The organism is Stenotrophomonas sp. BR163, assembly GCF_047520985.2.
Lineage (GTDB): Bacteria > Pseudomonadota > Gammaproteobacteria > Xanthomonadales > Xanthomonadaceae > Stenotrophomonas > Stenotrophomonas sepilia.
On sequence record NZ_JAXBRE020000014.1, the window covers coordinates 69,750 to 85,340 of the forward strand.

At 67.2% G+C, this 15,591-nt stretch carries 13 protein-coding genes; 1 reads left to right on the plus strand and 12 read right to left on the minus strand.

The features are described 5' to 3' along the window. Positions 1 to 60 precede the first annotated feature (60 nt). From lipA to ACM0PY_RS13070, 3 genes are read right to left on the minus strand one after another with little or no spacing between them, the layout of a single operon-like run. A complete protein-coding gene (gene lipA, locus ACM0PY_RS13060; protein ID WP_111173743.1) occupies positions 61 to 1,071 on the minus strand; it encodes a lipoyl synthase in 1,011 nt (336 codons plus the stop codon). A gap of 18 nt (positions 1,072 to 1,089) precedes the next feature. Continuing rightward, positions 1,090 to 1,800: a lipoyl(octanoyl) transferase LipB gene (lipB, locus tag ACM0PY_RS13065; protein WP_065186232.1), complete on the minus strand. Its 711-nt coding sequence runs from the start codon at positions 1,798 to 1,800 to the stop codon at positions 1,090 to 1,092. Next, the gene (locus tag ACM0PY_RS13070; protein ID WP_005411067.1) at positions 1,788 to 2,066 is read right to left on the minus strand and encodes a YbeD family protein; all 279 of its coding nucleotides are present in this window, start codon (positions 2,064 to 2,066) and stop codon (positions 1,788 to 1,790) included. The genes lipB and ACM0PY_RS13070 overlap by 13 nt, the downstream gene beginning before the upstream one ends. Positions 2,067 to 2,417: 351 nt before the next feature. Here ACM0PY_RS13070 and ACM0PY_RS13075 point away from each other — a divergent pair, with 351 nt between their 5' ends. Next, positions 2,418 to 3,476, plus strand: coding sequence for a lipid A deacylase LpxR family protein (locus tag ACM0PY_RS13075; protein WP_180885269.1), 1,059 nt, complete (start codon positions 2,418 to 2,420; stop codon positions 3,474 to 3,476). Between the two features lie 244 nt (positions 3,477 to 3,720). On the opposite strand, the gene ACM0PY_RS13080 is transcribed toward ACM0PY_RS13075, so the two are convergent. The 9 genes from ACM0PY_RS13080 to ACM0PY_RS13120 form a co-directional block, all read right to left on the minus strand. Then, positions 3,721 to 4,941: a D-alanyl-D-alanine carboxypeptidase family protein gene (locus tag ACM0PY_RS13080; protein WP_061479685.1), complete on the minus strand. Its 1,221-nt coding sequence runs from the start codon at positions 4,939 to 4,941 to the stop codon at positions 3,721 to 3,723. Positions 4,942 to 5,041: 100 nt separating this feature from the next. Further along, a complete protein-coding gene (locus ACM0PY_RS13085) occupies positions 5,042 to 6,313 on the minus strand; it encodes a septal ring lytic transglycosylase RlpA family protein (protein ID WP_111202320.1) in 1,272 nt (423 codons plus the stop codon). Beyond that, on the minus strand, positions 6,310 to 7,455 hold the full coding sequence (gene mltB / locus ACM0PY_RS13090; RefSeq protein WP_061479687.1) for a lytic murein transglycosylase B: 1,146 nt from the start codon (positions 7,453 to 7,455) through the stop codon (positions 6,310 to 6,312). Before mltB ends, ACM0PY_RS13085 begins: the two co-directional genes overlap by 4 nt. Before the next feature lie 986 nt (positions 7,456 to 8,441). Then, a complete protein-coding gene (rodA, locus tag ACM0PY_RS13095; RefSeq protein ID WP_134972747.1) occupies positions 8,442 to 9,536 on the minus strand; it encodes a rod shape-determining protein RodA in 1,095 nt (364 codons plus the stop codon). 130 nt (positions 9,537 to 9,666) lie between these two features. After that, entirely contained in the window at positions 9,667 to 10,779 is a 1,113-nt protein-coding gene (gene rodA, locus ACM0PY_RS13100) for a rod shape-determining protein RodA (protein ID WP_134972748.1), read from the minus strand. Next, the gene (gene mrdA / locus ACM0PY_RS13105; RefSeq protein ID WP_180885266.1) at positions 10,776 to 12,848 is read right to left on the minus strand and encodes a penicillin-binding protein 2; all 2,073 of its coding nucleotides are present in this window, start codon (positions 12,846 to 12,848) and stop codon (positions 10,776 to 10,778) included. Before mrdA ends, rodA (ACM0PY_RS13100) begins: the two co-directional genes overlap by 4 nt. A 3-nt stretch (positions 12,849 to 12,851) precedes the next feature. Next, complete coding sequence (gene mreD, locus ACM0PY_RS13110; protein WP_005419400.1) at positions 12,852 to 13,337, minus strand: rod shape-determining protein MreD; 486 nt, start codon at positions 13,335 to 13,337, stop codon at positions 12,852 to 12,854. Further along, complete coding sequence (gene mreC / locus ACM0PY_RS13115; protein WP_180885264.1) at positions 13,334 to 14,347, minus strand: rod shape-determining protein MreC; 1,014 nt, start codon at positions 14,345 to 14,347, stop codon at positions 13,334 to 13,336. The genes mreD and mreC overlap by 4 nt, the downstream gene beginning before the upstream one ends. Positions 14,348 to 14,468: 121 nt before the next feature. Further along, the gene (locus ACM0PY_RS13120) at positions 14,469 to 15,515 is read right to left on the minus strand and encodes a rod shape-determining protein (RefSeq protein ID WP_005419402.1); all 1,047 of its coding nucleotides are present in this window, start codon (positions 15,513 to 15,515) and stop codon (positions 14,469 to 14,471) included. Positions 15,516 to 15,591: the final 76 nt, after the last annotated feature.

Sequence of the window (15,591 nt, forward strand, 5' to 3'; positions counted from 1 at the left end):
GGTGTGCGGACCAACGGTCCGCACCCACAGGAGAAGCAGCTCCCACCCACCGGCAGGATGTCAGGAAACGCCGGCGCCCTTGGCCTGCACGTCGGCGTGGTACGAGGAGCGCACCATCGGGCCGGACGCCACATGGCTGAAGCCCAGCTCGTAACCGTAGTCTTCCAGTGCCTTGTAGTCCTCGGGGGTCCAGTACTTCAGCACCGGGTGGTGGTGCGCGGTCGGCTGCAGGTACTGGCCGATGGTGATCATGTCCACGTCGTGCGCGCGCAGGTCACGCATCGTGGCCTTGATCTGTTCGAAGTCCTCGCCCAGGCCCAGCATGATGCCGCTCTTGGTCGGCACGTCCGGGTGCTGCGCCTTGAAGTTCTTCAGCAGGTTCAGCGACCACTGGTAGTCCGCACCCGGGCGCACGTTGCGGTACAGGTCCGGCACGGTCTCGATGTTGTGGTTGAACACATCCGGCGGGTTCTGCGCCAGGATCTCCAGCGCACGTTCCATGCGGCCCTTGCCGCGGAAGTCCGGGGTCAGCACCTCGATGCGGGTACCCGGCGACTTCTCGCGGATGGCGGTGATGCAGTCAACGAAGTGCTGGGCCCCCCCGTCGCGCAGGTCATCGCGGTCGACGCTGGTCACCACCACGTACTTCAGGCCCATGTCGGCCACGGTCTGGCCGAGGCTGGCCGGCTCGTTGGCATCCGGCGGCTTCGGGCGGCCATGGGCCACGTCGCAGAACGAGCAGCGCCGGGTGCAGACTTCACCGAGGATCATGAAGGTGGCGGTGCCATGACCGAAACATTCGTGGATGTTCGGGCAGCTGGCTTCCTCGCATACCGTCACCAGGCGGTTCTCGCGCAGCTTGGCCTTCAGGTTCTGCACGGCATTGCCCGAAGGAATGCGCACGCGGATCCAGGACGGCTTGCGCAGTACCGGCGCATCGGCGAACTGCACCGGCGAACGGTTGATCTTGTCACCGCCCAGCTGCTTGACCCCGGCCTGCAACGGCGCGGCGGACGGAGAATCGCCCTGCACGATCTGCAGGGGAATGGAACGGGCGGTGGTTTCAGTCATGGCAGTTCCGGGGGGCGGTCAGGCGGCCGCAGAAAGATCGGGCAGTTCGGGCGTGTGCTGCAGCAGCAGGCCAAACTGGCGGGCCAGGTGGTCCAGCAGCACCGGCTTGACGGCCTCCATCCCGGAGGGGCCGCCCAAGTCCAGCACCGAGGTCACCTGCAACCCCTGATAGCCACAGGGGTTGATGCGGTGGAAGGGTTCCAGGTCCATGGCCACGTTGAAGGCCAGCCCGTGGAAGGTGCAGCCGCGGCGCACACGGATGCCGAGTGCGGCGATCTTGGCACCACCGACGTAGACGCCCGGGGCGCCCTCGCGGCGTTCGGCGCCGATGTTCCACTCGGCCAGGGTATCGATGAGCGCCTGCTCGATGCGGCACACGTAGTCGCGCACACCGATACCCAGCCGTGGCAGGCGCAGCAACGGATAGATCACGATCTGGCCGGGACCGTGATAGGTCACCTGGCCGCCGCGGTCCACGTGCAGCACGGGGATGTCGCCCGGCGCCAGCACATGCTCGTCCTTGCCGGCCTGGCCCAGGGTGAACACCGGATCGTGCTCGACCACCCACAGCTCGTCGGCATCGGCGTCGCTGCGCTGGTCGGTGAAGCGCTGCATGGCGCGCCACACCGGTTCATAGGGCTGGCGGCCGAGGTCACGGACCAGCGCCGGACGCGGCGCACGGTCCTCCGGGGCGGCTTCGGCCGGGCAGGAGTCGGCTACAGCGTCCACTTCACTTCCGGGTGGTCACGCAGCGCCTGGTGCGCCAGGTCGTACTGTTCGCGGCTCTCGGCCTTGAACACGATGCGGACGGACACGTACTTGCCGTTGGAGGAGTGCTTCCAGCTGATGCGCTCGTTCACCACATCGATGCCGGCGGCCAGCAACAGGCGGGGAAGCTCATGCTCCAGGCCGCGGTTGGCCGGGCCCATGGCGCTGAGCTCGAACTGGCCGGGGAACTGGAAGCCGTGGTCGGGGTTGTCGGACTTGATTTCCATGGCCCCATTATCGGGCCGCAGGGCAACAAACCCAAGAGTATTCATCAACGCCAGGACCGCACCGGCGGTCTGCTGCGTTGCAGGCGGCCCAAAGGGACGGGCCTGAGGCCCAACGGCAGCTGACTGCAATCTCCTGACCATCACCAGCGCGAACATCGTACGGGCGGCCCGCGACCGCCTTCACGCCAGGCCCGCGGCGCGTACGCGGGTAACAAATTGTGCCCGCCGGACAATGTTGTTTTCGGAACAGACAAGTGATCTGGACGTGCTCGTTCCGACGCGCGGGCACGAGTACCGTAGCGTTGCAGAAAACGACTGAAAACCACCCCCTTCCCCATGAGCATTCCATCCATGCGTAGTGTCGCAGCTCTCGGGCTCGCCGGCCTGCTGGCCTCTGCCCTCCCCCTTGCCGCCCAGGCGGCCGAACAATGTGGCCCGGACGCCATGCGCGACCACCCGCCGCAGGTCAATTTCCGCGTCGACAACGACCTGTTCGGCGGCCGCCACCAGGATCAGGGCTATACCAACGGTGCGCTGTTGACCCTGGTCTCCCCCAATCTGGTCGATTACACCGACGACCCCTGCCTGCCGCGCATGGCGCGCTGGGTAAACCGGTACCTGGAAGGGCTGCATCCGGGCAAGTTCGAACAGCAGAACATGATCTTCAGCATCGGCCAGGGGATCTTCACCCCGACCGATTTCACTCGCAGGGACCTGATCGAGGACGACCGCCCTTACGCCGGCGTGCTGATCGCGAACTTCGGTTTCAATGCGCGCAGCGGCGACCGCCTGCAGACCACCCAGCTGACACTGGGCGTGGTCGGCCCCTGGGCACAGGGCAAGCAGGTGCAGAATGCCGTGCACGACGTGCTGGGCGACGAAAAATTCAAGGGTTGGGACAACCAGCTGCACAACGAACCACTGTTCATGCTGACCCATGAGCGCATGCGCCGCTGGCCGGGCGATGCCAGCGTCAATGCCGATGGTTGGGGTTGGGACGCGATCAGCCACTACGGCGGGTCGATCGGCAACCTGGAAACCAAGGCCAATTTCGGCGGTGAAGTGCGCTTTGGCTGGAAGCTGCCGGACGACTTCGGCAGCACGCCGTTGCGCCCGGCCGGTGAGAACACGGCGCCGACCCGCCGCGGCCGCGCCAGTGGGTGGTCCTGGCACCTGTTCGCGACCTCGGACGCTGCCTGGGTGATCCGCGATATCACCCTGGATGGCAACACCTTCCGCAACAGTCACAGCGTGGACAAGCGCCATGTGGTGGCCTACGGCGGGTACGGCGTGGCGGTGATGTACGGCCGCTGGAAGTTCGCCGCCGCGCGCTACCACAGCACGCGCGAATTCAACGGCCAGCGCGAGGCGCCGGTGTTCGGCAGCTTCACCATCAGCCGGTCGCTGTAGGCGAGGGGCTGATGCTGAAGCGGGTAGGTGCCGACCGTTGGTCGGCACACCGGTTATTGCATCGCTTGCTGTAAGCGAGCGGCTGAGGGTAGTGCCGGCCGCTGGCCGGCTGTTGGCACATCCGGATGGGTTCAAGCGGAGCCGGCCAGCGGCCGGCACTACCAGCATCCGCACGCAACCGGCATCCCGAAACAGAAAAGGCCGGCATTCGCCGGCCTTTTCGTTCACCACGCCGGGGCGTGGATCATTCCGATTCCCACCACATCCAGAAGCTGTCCCACAGGCGCTTGAAGAAGCCGGCCTGCTCGACGGCGGCCACGGCCACCAGCGGCGCTTCGGCGACGACCTTGCCATCCAGGGTGACCTTCACGGTACCGATCTGCTGGCCGGCGGTGAACGGTGCTTCCAGGGTCTTGGGCACATCGATGCTCGGCTTCAGGTCGTTGTAGCGGCCGCGCGGCACGCTCACCAGCATCGGCTGGGCCACGCCCAGCTGCACCTTGTCGGTGGTGCCCTTCCAGACCTTGTGCTCGGCCACGGCCTTGCCCGGCTCGTACAGGCGGTGGGTCTCGAAGAAGCGGAAGCCCCAGTTCAGCAAGGCCAGGCTGTCATCGGCGCGCTGCTTTTCCGACGCACCGCCCAATACCACGGCGATCAGGCGCTGGTCGCCACGCTGCGCCGAACTCATCAGGCAGTAACCGGCTTCGGAGGTGTGGCCGGTCTTGATACCGTCCACGCTGCCGTCGCGCCACAACAACAGGTTGCGGTTCGGCTGCTTGATATTGCCGACCTGGAATTCCTTGATCTTGTTGTACGCGTAGGTTTCCGGGTAATCACGCACCATCGCGCGGCCCAGCAGCGCCAGGTCGTAGGCGGTGCTGTGGTGGCCTTCGGCAGTCAGGCCGTGGGCGTTGACGAAGTGCGAGTTCTTCATGCCGATCTTGGCGGCGTAGCTGTTCATCAGCGACGCAAAGGCTTCTTCGCTGCCGGCCACGTGCTCGGCCAGGGCGATCGCAGCGTCATTGCCGGACTGGATCGCCATGCCCTTTTCCATGTCTTCCAGGCGTGCGGTCTGGTTGACCGGGAAGCCGCTGTAGCTGCCATCGGTGCCGGCGCCGCCTTCGCGCCAGGCGCGCTCGCTCATCATCACCTGGTCATCCGCACGGACCTTGCCGTTCTTGACCTCGGCGGCAACCACGTAGGACGTCATCACCTTGGTGATGCTGGCCGGCGCGAGCTGCTCGTGGATGTTCTCGCCGGCCAGCACCTGGCCGGTGGCGTAGTCCATCAGCACCCAGGCCTTGGATACGCTCGGCACCGGCGCCGGCGGGGTGGCAACGGTGGCCGGGGCGGCAGCGGCGGCGGCGGGCGCCGGCGTGGCCGGGGTCGGCAGCGGGGTCTGGGCGGAAGCCAGGCCCACCACCAGGGTGGCGGCCAGGGCGGTGGCGGCGGAACGGAAATTCATTGGACAGCAGGCTCCAGGGGACGGCCAGGAATGGAGGGTGGAACGTAGTGGCCATTGTAAGGCCGGGGCGGCATGGGCCGGCAGCACCGGCCCGGGCGGGTCAATCCTTGACGATCTGCGGCGAACCCAGGCCCAGACCGGCAATGCGGCCGACAAGTTCCGCGGCACTGGCATGGTCGCTGGCGGGAACGCGCAGGCGGAACAGGGTGCGGCCACCGGCGGCGATGTCGCTGATGGTCGCGCCAACGATGCCGGCGGCGTTGAGCTGGCCCATTGCGCGGTTGGCATTGTCGCGGCTGGAGAAGCTGGCGACCTGCACCATCACCGCGCCTACCATCTGCTGCGACAGGCTGGGGGCCGTCGGTGTGGCCGGCGTCGTACGCGCCGGCGCCGGCGTGACCGCGCGCGGCGCCGCGCTGGCGACGGCAACCGGTGCCACAGGGGCGCTGCGCGCCGGCGGTGCGCTCGGCGGCAGGCTGCTGACCGCCACGTCCGGCACGGCGCTGGCCACGCCCTGGGTGGTGGCCGGCTGGCCACGCGCAGGCATGGCGTCGGCCGGCAGGCGCTTGACCAGGCGATCAATGTCGCTGTCGGGGGTGGCACGCGCAGCCGTTACCGGGCGCGTACTGGCCGCCGCGACAGCCGTTTCGGCGGCACGGCGCTCGCGGCGCGACGGCTTTTGGGCCAGCAGGTTGCTCTCGCCCGGTTGCAGCGCACGCACTTCCACGTTGCCGGTACCGCGCTGGGTGATGCCCAGGCGTACCGCGGCGGCATAACTGAGGTCGACCACGCGACCATCATGGAACGGGCCACGGTCGTTGACGCGCACGATCACCGACTCGCCGTTGTCCAGGTTGGTCACACGGGCGAAGCTGGGCAGCGGCAGCGTCTTGTGCGCGGCGGTGAACTGGTACATGTCGTAGACCTCGCGGTTGGAGGTCAGGCGGCCGTGGAACTTGGCGCCGTAGTACGACGCCGTACCGCGCTCGACATAGTTGCGGGTGTCGTCGAGCACCTTGTACGACTTGCCCAGCACCACGTACGGCGACTTGTTGCCGATGGCCGAACGCTCTTCGGCGGTCACTTCCGGCTCGGGAATGCAGGCGACGTTGGGAATGTAGTCCGGGGTGCTGTCACGCACGCCTGGCTTGTACAGCCCCCCGGCGGTGTAGTTGCCGCGCGTGTTCGGGTCTTCCTTGGCTGCGGCATAGGGCGAGCCCTCCGGGCAATGCGCCGGGCGCGAGCCGCGACCCTGCACCACCGTGCCGCTGGGCTTGCCACCGTGGCCGGCCGTGGCCGGCTTCTTCGGCGCACTGCTGCAGGCAGCCAGCGCGAGGACGATCAAGCTCGGGACCAGCCATCTGATGTTCATGCCGGGGGCAGCTCCTGTCCGGCGATGGCCTGCGACAACTGGAACACGGCCATCGCGTACATCTTCGAGAGGTTGTAGCGGGTGATCGCGTAGTAATTCTGGAAGCCCAGCCAGTACTGCTTGCCGGTGCTGCCCTCAAGCGTGATCGGCGTTGCGGTGGCGCCCGGCTGCACCGCAGCGCTGGGCTGGTAGCCGCGCTGCGCCAGGTCGGCCAGCGACCAGGTCGGCATCCATTCGGTCGGGTTGAACTCCTCGCGACCCGGCGCCAGCGTGGCCGGTACGGCCACCTGGCCACCACGGACCCAGCCGCCCTTCTTCACGAAATAATTGGCGATGGACGAGAACACATCGTCGTAGCTGGTGAACAGGTCGCGACGGCCATCGCCATTACCGTCCACGGCGTAATCGAGATAGCTGGACGGCATGAACTGGCCCATCCCCATCGCACCGGCATAGCTGCCCTTGAGCGTGGTGATGTCCAGCTTTTCCTCACGGCCCAGCTCGAACAGCTTGGCCAGCTCATCGCGGAAGAACAGCTCGCGGCGCACTTCGCGTTCCAGCTTGGCCGGGTCGCCACTGCGCGGGTAGTAGAACGCCAGCGTGTACAGCGCATCGAGCACGCGGTGGTTGCCAGCATTTTTCCCGTAACTGGTCTCCACGCCAATGATCGCCACGATCACTTCGGCCGGCACGCCGGTGCGCTGCTGCACGCGATCCAGTTCGGCACGATGCTGGGCCAGGAACGCGCGGCCGCCATCGATGCGTGCCTTGCTGATGAACATCGGACGGTATTCGTTCCACGGTTTGACCCGTTCGGCGGGGCGCGACATGGCGGCGATGATCGGCTGGCGCACCTGCGCCTGGTCGAGCACGCTGCTGATCTGCTCTGGCTTCAGGCCATAGCGCTTGGCCGTATCGGCAACAAAGCGGGCCCGTGCGACCTCGAACGGCACCGGGGTGAGATCGACCGGCGGCGCTGTAGCAGCGGCCGCTTCGGGCGCGGCCTCGGCCGGGCCGTGGGCCTTGGTGGCGGGCTGGCGCGGCGTACTGCTGGCCTGGGGCGGAGACGGTGGGGACTTCGGCTGGGTCGCGCAGGCGACCAGGCCGAGGGTGAGCATGCAGGCCAGAGTGCGTCGAATCATCGTCGCAGGTTAGCAGGTCATGGATGAATTAAAACCCCTAACACCATGAATCACAACGATTTGCCCGCGTTCAGCGGGAAATGTGAAGACGTCGTGATCGAGCTTCCCCATTCAGATAGAGGTGGCCGGTTGCGTCCCCATCCCCGCAGACGCAACCGGCGACCGGATCCGGTCGGTACCTGCGCGGCTGCCGCTCCCCAGTGGCAGTTCCCCGCGCTCCCTGTACCCGTTGGATCAGTACTGCTCCCGCCCGACGCCCCCTCGCGCTGCATCGATTGACGGCGCGCCGTGCCGAACGGGCCGCCATTGTGCAGGCCGATTACGACAAGTCCATTGATCAAGATCAACGCGGCGTAAAAGTGTGAACCAGCTAACGTTTTTTGCGGACTTTGGTCAGCGGGTGTGCTGTCGTGCAGCGTTGTGAGAACGCTTCCATAACTGGCGTTGCGCAGAGTCAGGAAGTTTCCAGCCATCGGCGCAGCCCCTCGTGGGTGGTGTCTGGGTGGTCGCGGAAAGGAGAAGCCGCGGGTGGGCCGGTCGGGTTGGGTACGCGGGGGACGCCGTGAATCCGTCCCTGGAGGCTTGGCAGCCGCATCCATGCGGCTGACACCCCCGCGTACCCAACCCGACCGGCCTCTGACAGATTTCGGAGGTCTGCCACCCACGGAGAAGAAAAAGAAGATCAAAAGATCGCGACGCTGCGCTTGCTCGTGACCCGAGCATGGATCGGCTCTACACAAGGCAATGAAGCGACCCGCCAGGCCGCCTTTGCTTTTGATCTTCTTTTTCTTCTCCGGGGGAGACGCGCACGGAACCTGTCCGTGGCCGGGTAGATGGGCTGCGCAGGGGCGTGAGCCGCATGGATGCGGCGACCGAGCTTACATGGATGTACTTGCAGCGTCCCCTGCGCGGCCCATCTACCCGGCCCCACCCATGAACTGCTTTGCGCGGTCATCCACGAGGGGCTGCGCCGTTGGCTGGAAACCCTATCCCCCGTGCACAGGTCGGTGCCCGCGCACCGCCATCACCAGCCCGATACCCGCCAGCAGCGACACCGCCGAGGTACCGCCATAACTGATCAACGGCATCGGAATGCCCACCACCGGCAGCAGGCCGGAAATCATTCCGCCGTTCACCAGCACGTAGACGAAGAACGCCAGCCCCAGGCTACCGGCCAGCAATCGCGCGTGCGTGTCGCGCGCGTGCATCGCAATCCACAGGCAACGCCCCACCACGAACAGGTACAGCGCGAACAGCGTCGCCACGCCGATCCAGCCAAACTCTTCGGCCAGCACCGAGAAGGCAAAGTCGGTGGTGTACTCGGGCAGGAAATCCAGCGTGGCCTGTGTGCCCTGCCCCCAGCCACGTCCTTGCCAGCCCCCGGAACCGATCGCGATGCGCGATTGCAGGATGTTCCAGCCGGTACCAAGCGGGTCGGCCGCCGGGTCGAGGAAGGTCAGCACACGATCCTTCTGGTATTGCCGCAGCAAGCCGAACCACGCCAGGGGTGCGGCCACTGCCAGCCCTGCCGCCCCGATCGCCAACCAGCCCCAGTGCAAGCCCGCCAGCAACAACGCGAACACGCCACTGGCAGTGACCAACGTGGCGGTGCCGAGGTTGGGCTGCATGAGGATCAGTACCGCCGGCATGCCGATCAGCAGCGCGGCAGTCAATACCGTGCGCGGCGAGGGCGGCAGTGGTTGCCGATGCAGGTACCACGCCATCATCAGCGGCAGGCTGAGCTTGAGCAGCTCGGACGGCTGCAGGTAGAACACGCCGAGGTTCAGCCAGCGCTGCCCGTACTTGCCGGTGCCGATGACGTACACCGCCATCAGCGGCAGCATCGACAGCGCGTAGATGGCAGGGGTCCATGCACGCAATCGCAGCAGCGAAACACGCGACAGCAGCCACATCGCCAACAGCCCACCGGCAAAGCGTGCCGCCTGCCCGGCCACCGGGCCGGACACGCTGTGCAGCACCGCCAGGCCGGCGCCCATCAGGATCAACAACGCGCCCAGCAACGGCAGATCGATCGTGCGCAGCGCCTCACGGCAGCCGCCAAGCAGTCGTTTCCATTTCACGCGGGCACGGTAGCAACGGGTGCTTGCGTGAAGCTGTCATTGTGGTCCTGCGTTTGTAGAGTCGAGCCATGCTCGACTGCATTTCCGGCAGTCGAGCATGGCTCGACTCTACAGAAGCGCGCAACCGGTGTTACCCGTACCCCCCGTGCACCGGGTTGTGGCTGCGCACCGCCATTACCAGGCCGAAACCGGCCAGCAGCGACACCGCCGAAGTACCACCGTAGCTGATCAGCGGCATCGGCACGCCTACCACCGGCAGCAGGCCGGAAATCATCCCGCCATTCACCAGCACGTAGACGAAGAACGCCAGGCCGGTGGCACCAGCCAGCAGGCGCGAATAGGAATCGCGTGACTGGCTGGCGATCCACAGGCAGCGCCCGATCACCACCAGGTACAAAACCAGCACGGTAGCCACGCCGATCCAGCCGAATTCCTCGCTCAAGACCGAGAACGCGAAGTCGGTGGTCTGCTCGGGAATGAAGTTCAGGTGCGACTGCGAGCCTTCGCCCCAGCCCTTGCCATCGAAGCCGCCGGAACCGATCGCGATCTTCGACTGGATGATGTTCCAGCCGGCGCCCAGCGCGTCCATCTCCGGGTCCAGGAACATCATGATGCGGTCCTTCTGGTACGGCCGCAGCAACCAGAACCAGGCCACCGGCGCAACCGCAGCCACGCCGCCCACGCCCAGCCCAACCCACCACCACGGCAGGCCCGCCAGCAGCAGCACGAACACGCCGCTGGCGGCGATCAGCACGCCGGTACCGAAGTCCGGCTGCAACATCACCAGGCCGGTGGGTACACCGATGATGATCAAGGCCACGAGCACGGTATTGAAGCGCGGCGGCAGCGGCATCTTGTGCAGGTACCACGCCACCATCATCGGCAGGCTGACCTTCAGCAGCTCGGCCGGCTGCAGGTAGAAGAACTTCAGGTCCAGCCACTGCCGGCCATATTTACCGGTGCCCAGCACGAACACCGCCAGCAGCGGGATCATCGAGATCGCGTAGATCATCGGCGTGGTCGAGCGGATGCGCAGGATCGGCACCCGCGAGATGCCCCACAGTGCGGCCATGCCCACCGCGAAACGCGCGCCCTGCGCCATCACCAGGCTGTCGCCACCAGCGCTCTTCAGGGTCGCCAGGCCAATCACCATCAGCGCGCCCAGGGCCAGGCACAGCACCCAGTCCAGCGTGCTGAAAAAGCGGCGCAGCATGTCGCCGGCCCAGCGCAGGAACACTCTCATCGTGCAGGCTCCGCAGGGGTCGGGCGGGGCGTGGCGGGCAGCGCGGCGGTCGGCGCACCCGGCTGCGGCGCAGGCGCCGGCTCCGGTGCGGGTGCACCGATCAGCACCGGATGCTCTCCCACCTGTGCAGCGGCGAGGTCACCGGCCTGACGTGCGCCCGCGTCTTCGTTGTCGAACGCGGTGGCGCCGATGGCGGTGGTGCCGCGCTCGCTGTCCAGCGGCTGCATGCCTTCGGGCATCTTGCCCAACAGGTAAGCGTCGAACACCTTGCGCGCGATCGGCGCCGCGGCCGAACCACCATAGCCACCACCTTCCACTGCCACCGCAATCGCGATGACCGGGTTTTCGACCGGCGCGAAGCCAACGAACAGCGCGCGGTGGCGCAGGTGCATCGGCAGGCTCTTCGGGTTCACTGCAGCAGTGCCCTTGCGGCTGATGACCTGTGCGGTACCGGTCTTGCCGGCCATCACGTACGGCGCACCGACCGCGACGCGCCAGCCGCTGCCGCCGGGCCGCATGGTCGCCATCATGCCCTCACGCACGGCCTGCACGTTGTTGGGGTTGGGGCTGACCGGCTTGCTTTCGCCGGCCGGCATTGCCGTCCAGTCGCTGTCGAAGCCGTCGCGCTGCTGGATCACCAGGTGCGGGGTGCGCAGCTGGCCGTCGGCCAGGCCGCTGACGCCGCGCGCCAGCTGCAGCGGGGTGACCTTCCAGTCACCCTGGCCGATGCTGATGTTGACCGTGTCGCCGGGATACCAGGCTTCCTTGCGGGTCTTCCGTTTGTAGGCCGGCGAAGGCAGGATGCCGCCGATCTCGCCGGTGAGGTCGATGCCGGTCGGCTGGCCGAAGCCGTAGTACTCCATGTAATAGTCGAAGCGCTCGATGCCCAGGTCCAGCGCCAGCTTGTAGTAATAGGTGTTGACCGATTCGGCGATGGACTTGCGCAGATCCGTCCAGCCATGGCCGCCACGGTGGGCGTCACCCCAGCCGCGCGAGGTGCCCGGCAGGTAGAACATGCCGGTGGACAGCACCTTGTCTTCCGGGCGGCGCACGCCGGAGTCCAGTCCCGCCAGGCCGATCAGCGGCTTCAGCGTGGAACCGGGAGCGACGCCACCGAGTACCAGGCGATTGAACTGTGGCCGCGACGGGTTTTCGTTCAAGGCCTTGAAGTCGGCATGGGAAATGCCGTTGACGAACAGGTTGGGGTCGTAGGACGGCAGGCTGACCATCGCCAGCACTTCGCCAGTGCGCGGATCCATCGCCACCGCCGAACCTTCCTGGTCGCCGAACGCGGCCACCATCGCGCGCTGCAGGTCGGCGTCGATCGACAGCCGCAGGTCGGCGCCGGACTGCGCGGCGACGCGGCCGATGGTGCGGATCGCGCGACCCTGCACGTTGGTCTCGACCTGCTCGTAGCCGACCTTGCCGCGCAGCTGCTGCTCGTAATAGCGCTCCAGGCCGGATTTGCCGATGTGGGTCAGCGCGGCATTGCCTTCGCCGAGGATCTCCAGATCCTTGTCATCAACGCGGCCGACGTAGCCGATGATGTGCGCGAACAGATCGCCGTACGGGTAGCGCCGGGTCAGGTAGGGTTCGAGCTCGACACCGGGGAAGCGCCAGCGGTCGACGGCGAAGCGCGCCATCTCCTCATCGCTCATGCGCAGCTTCAGCGTGACCGGCAGGAACTTGCGGCGCGCCTTGCGCGACCTGTTGAATGCTTCCAGCTCTTCCGGGCTGATGTTGATGATCTTCGCCAGCCCTTCCAGGGTGGCATCCATGTCCTTGACCTTGTCCGGGGTCACGTCCAGGCGGAAGGCCGGCACGTTTTCGGCCAGCAGGCGACCGTTGCGGTCGTAGATCATGCCGCGCCCCGGCACCACCGGTCGCGGCTTGATGCGGTTGGCCTCCGAGCGCGTGGCGTAGACGTCGTGGTCCAGCACCTGCAGCTTGAAGTACCAGCCGCCCAGGCCCAGAAGGCAGACCAGCACGCCCAGGAAACCCAGCGCCGCGCGGCGGCGGAACTGTTCGGCTTCGGCGTGCGGGTTCTTGACCTGGCGGCGCGGGATCATGGCTCAGCGCCCGCGCTTGCCGAAGCGCACCGCGTCCAGCAGCACGAACACCAGCGGCCACAGGCCCATGCCCAGCAGAGGCGCCCACCAGTACGACCAGGGCAGCGTTGGCTCATCCACCACGATGTGGACCAGCGCGCTGACGATGCGATCGTTGAACAGCAGGCCGCCGATGGCCAGCATCTGCTGGGACATCGGGAAGAAGCGGATGCGGGCACGGAAGCGCTGCAGGATGAAGGCCAGCATCACCAGCCGCAGTGCCTGTTCGCCCAGCACGCCGCCGTACAGCAGGTCGGCCACCACGCCGCTGGCGAAGGCGATGCCCAGGCCGACGCGCTCGGGAGCTTCGATCACCCAGTACGCCAGCACCAGCGCCAGCCAGTATGGGCGCAGCGGCTGCAGCAGCGCCGGCAGCGGCAGCAGGCCCAGCAGCAGCGCCACCACCAGGCTGGCCGGCAGCACCCACGGGTTGTCGCGCAGGCGGCTCATCGCTGCGCCTCCGGCGTGGTCGGTTGCCGGCCAGCGGCCGGCACTACCGGGGCGCTGACCGGAGCTGGCGTCGATGCCGCTGGCGCGGTTCCCACGGGCACGGTGGCGCCGGTGGCCGGGCCACCCGGGGCGGTTTCTTCCAGCTGCAGGCGCAGCTCCGGCGGAATGCGGATCGCCGCGCCCGGGCGCAGCAGCAGCACGTCGCGGCCGCGGTCGAGCTGTGCCGCCGGCTTCAGTTCGCCGACCAGAAACGCATGGGTGTCGTCCGGGCGCAGGCCGGTGATGGTGCCGACCGGGAAGCCGGCCGGGAAACGCCCGCCAAGACCGGAGGTGACGATCTCATCGCCCACTTCCACCCCGGCGCTGAGCGGGATGTCGCGCAGTTCCAGCGTGTCGCCGCGGCCATAGACGATCAGGCGCACGCCGTTGCGGGCCACGGTGACCGGCACCGCGTGGTCGGGATCGGTCAGCAGCAGCACGGTGGAGGTGCCACCGGTGACGCTGATCACCTGCCCCATCAGGCCGCCGGCGTCGATCACCGCCTGGCCGACGTGCACGCCCTCGCGGCTGCCTGCGTCGAGCACCAGGCGCTGCTTCACCGGGTCCAGGTCGATGTCCAGGATCGGCGCCAGCTGCACGTCCAGGCCACTGCGCTCGGCCACGTTCAGCAGTTCGCGCAGCTGGGCGTTGTCCAGCGCGGCGGTCTGCAGGCGAGTCAGGCGCGCGTTGGCCAGCAGCAGCTGGTTGCGCAGTTCACGGTTTTCGGCGACCAGCTGGGTATGGCTGGCGGCGGAGTCCTTGACCTGGTTGCCGAGCTTGCCGGGCAGGCCAGCCAGTGCCCACACCGGCTGTACCAGGCTGTTGGCCTGCTCGCGCAGGCGTGCCAACCAGCCGGCCTGGTCATCAAGCACGATCAGGGTGATGGCCAACGCGAGATAGGCCAGCAACCGCAGGGGGCTGGCGGCATCACCGGATCGGGAGGCGACGGGAGGACCGGCGTAGGGCGGCACGGCAACGATTCAACTGGCAGAAGGCGGAAGGGAAACACGCGGGCGCCCCGCCGGTGCCGGCCCGCCATCACGGCGGGCCGCACCCCGGAAGGGCGCGGCGGGCAGGAACGGCCGGGACGGCTTATTCCGGCGCAAAGAACTCGTTGCCGTGCATGTCCACCAGCTCCAGCGCACGACCGCCACCGCGGGCCACGCAGGTCAGCGGATCGTCGGCCACCTGCACGTGCAGGCCGGTCTCCTCGGAGATCAGGCGGTCCAGGTCGCGCAGCAGGGCGCCACCACCGGTCAGCACGATGCCGCGCTCGGCGACGTCGGCGCACAATTCCGGCGGGGTCTGCTCCAGCGCCAGCTTGACCGCGCTGACGATGCCCGACAGCGGCTCGTGCAAGGCCTCGAGCACCTCGTTGGAGCTGATCTTGATCATCTTCGGCACGCCCTCGGCGAGGTTGCGGCCGGAGATTTCCATCTCGATCACTTCCGCCTGCGGGTAGGCGCAGCCCAGCTCGACCTTGATGCGCTCGGCGGTGGCTTCACCGATCAGCATGCCGTGGTTGCGGCGCACGTAGTTGGTGATGGACTCGTCGAAGCGGTCGCCGCCGATGCGGACCGAGGCCGAATAGACGATGCCGTTGAGCGAGATCACCGCCACTTCGGTGGTGCCGCCGCCGATGTCGATGACCATCGAGCCACGGGCTTCGGTGACCGGCATGCCGGCGCCGATCGCGGCGGCCATCGGTTCTTCGATCAGGAACACGTCACGGGCACCGGCTTCCTCGGCCGATTCCTTGATCGCGCGGCGCTCGACCTGGGTCGAGCCGGCCGGCACGCAGACCAGCACGCGCGGGCTCGGGCGCAGCACGCGCGACTTGTGCACCTTCTTGATGAAGTGCTTGAGCATCGCCTCGGTATAGGTGAAGTCGGCGATGACGCCATCCTTCATCGGGCGGATGGTGGTGATGTGGCCCGGGGTACGGCCCAGCATCTGCTTGGCTTCGGCGCCGACGGCTGCCACCGAGCGGGTGCCACCGATGGCACGGTCCTGGCGCACGGCCACGACCGACGGCTCGTTCAGCACGATCCCCTGCCCGCGCACGTAGATGAGGGTGTTGGCCGTGCCCAGGTCGATGGACAGGTCGTTGGAGAACATGCCACGGAGTTTCTTGAACATCTGAGGAAGGAGTCCTGAGGGGTGTCGTGCCCGCCGCGGGATGGCGAAAAAATGGGCAGAAATCGAGGCCGACAAG

What these genes read in the sequence shown, in the direction of transcription:
- lipA (WP_111173743.1), bottom strand. Translation starts at nt 1,071, where the DNA reads ATGACTGAAACCACCGCCCGTTCCATTCCCCTGCAGATCGTGCAGGGC.
- ACM0PY_RS13070 (WP_005411067.1), bottom strand. Translation starts at nt 2,066, where the DNA reads ATGGAAATCAAGTCCGACAACCCCGACCACGGCTTCCAGTTCCCCGGC.
- ACM0PY_RS13075 (WP_180885269.1), top strand. Translation starts at nt 2,418, where the DNA reads ATGCGTAGTGTCGCAGCTCTCGGGCTCGCCGGCCTGCTGGCCTCTGCC.
- ACM0PY_RS13080 (WP_061479685.1), bottom strand. Translation starts at nt 4,941, where the DNA reads ATGAATTTCCGTTCCGCCGCCACCGCCCTGGCCGCCACCCTGGTGGTG.
- ACM0PY_RS13085 (WP_111202320.1), bottom strand. Translation starts at nt 6,313, where the DNA reads ATGAACATCAGATGGCTGGTCCCGAGCTTGATCGTCCTCGCGCTGGCT.
- mltB (WP_061479687.1), bottom strand. Translation starts at nt 7,455, where the DNA reads ATGATTCGACGCACTCTGGCCTGCATGCTCACCCTCGGCCTGGTCGCC.
- rodA (WP_134972748.1), bottom strand. Translation starts at nt 10,779, where the DNA reads ATGAGAGTGTTCCTGCGCTGGGCCGGCGACATGCTGCGCCGCTTTTTC.
- mrdA (WP_180885266.1), bottom strand. Translation starts at nt 12,848, where the DNA reads ATGATCCCGCGCCGCCAGGTCAAGAACCCGCACGCCGAAGCCGAACAG.
- mreD (WP_005419400.1), bottom strand. Translation starts at nt 13,337, where the DNA reads ATGAGCCGCCTGCGCGACAACCCGTGGGTGCTGCCGGCCAGCCTGGTG.
- ACM0PY_RS13120 (WP_005419402.1), bottom strand. Translation starts at nt 15,515, where the DNA reads ATGTTCAAGAAACTCCGTGGCATGTTCTCCAACGACCTGTCCATCGAC.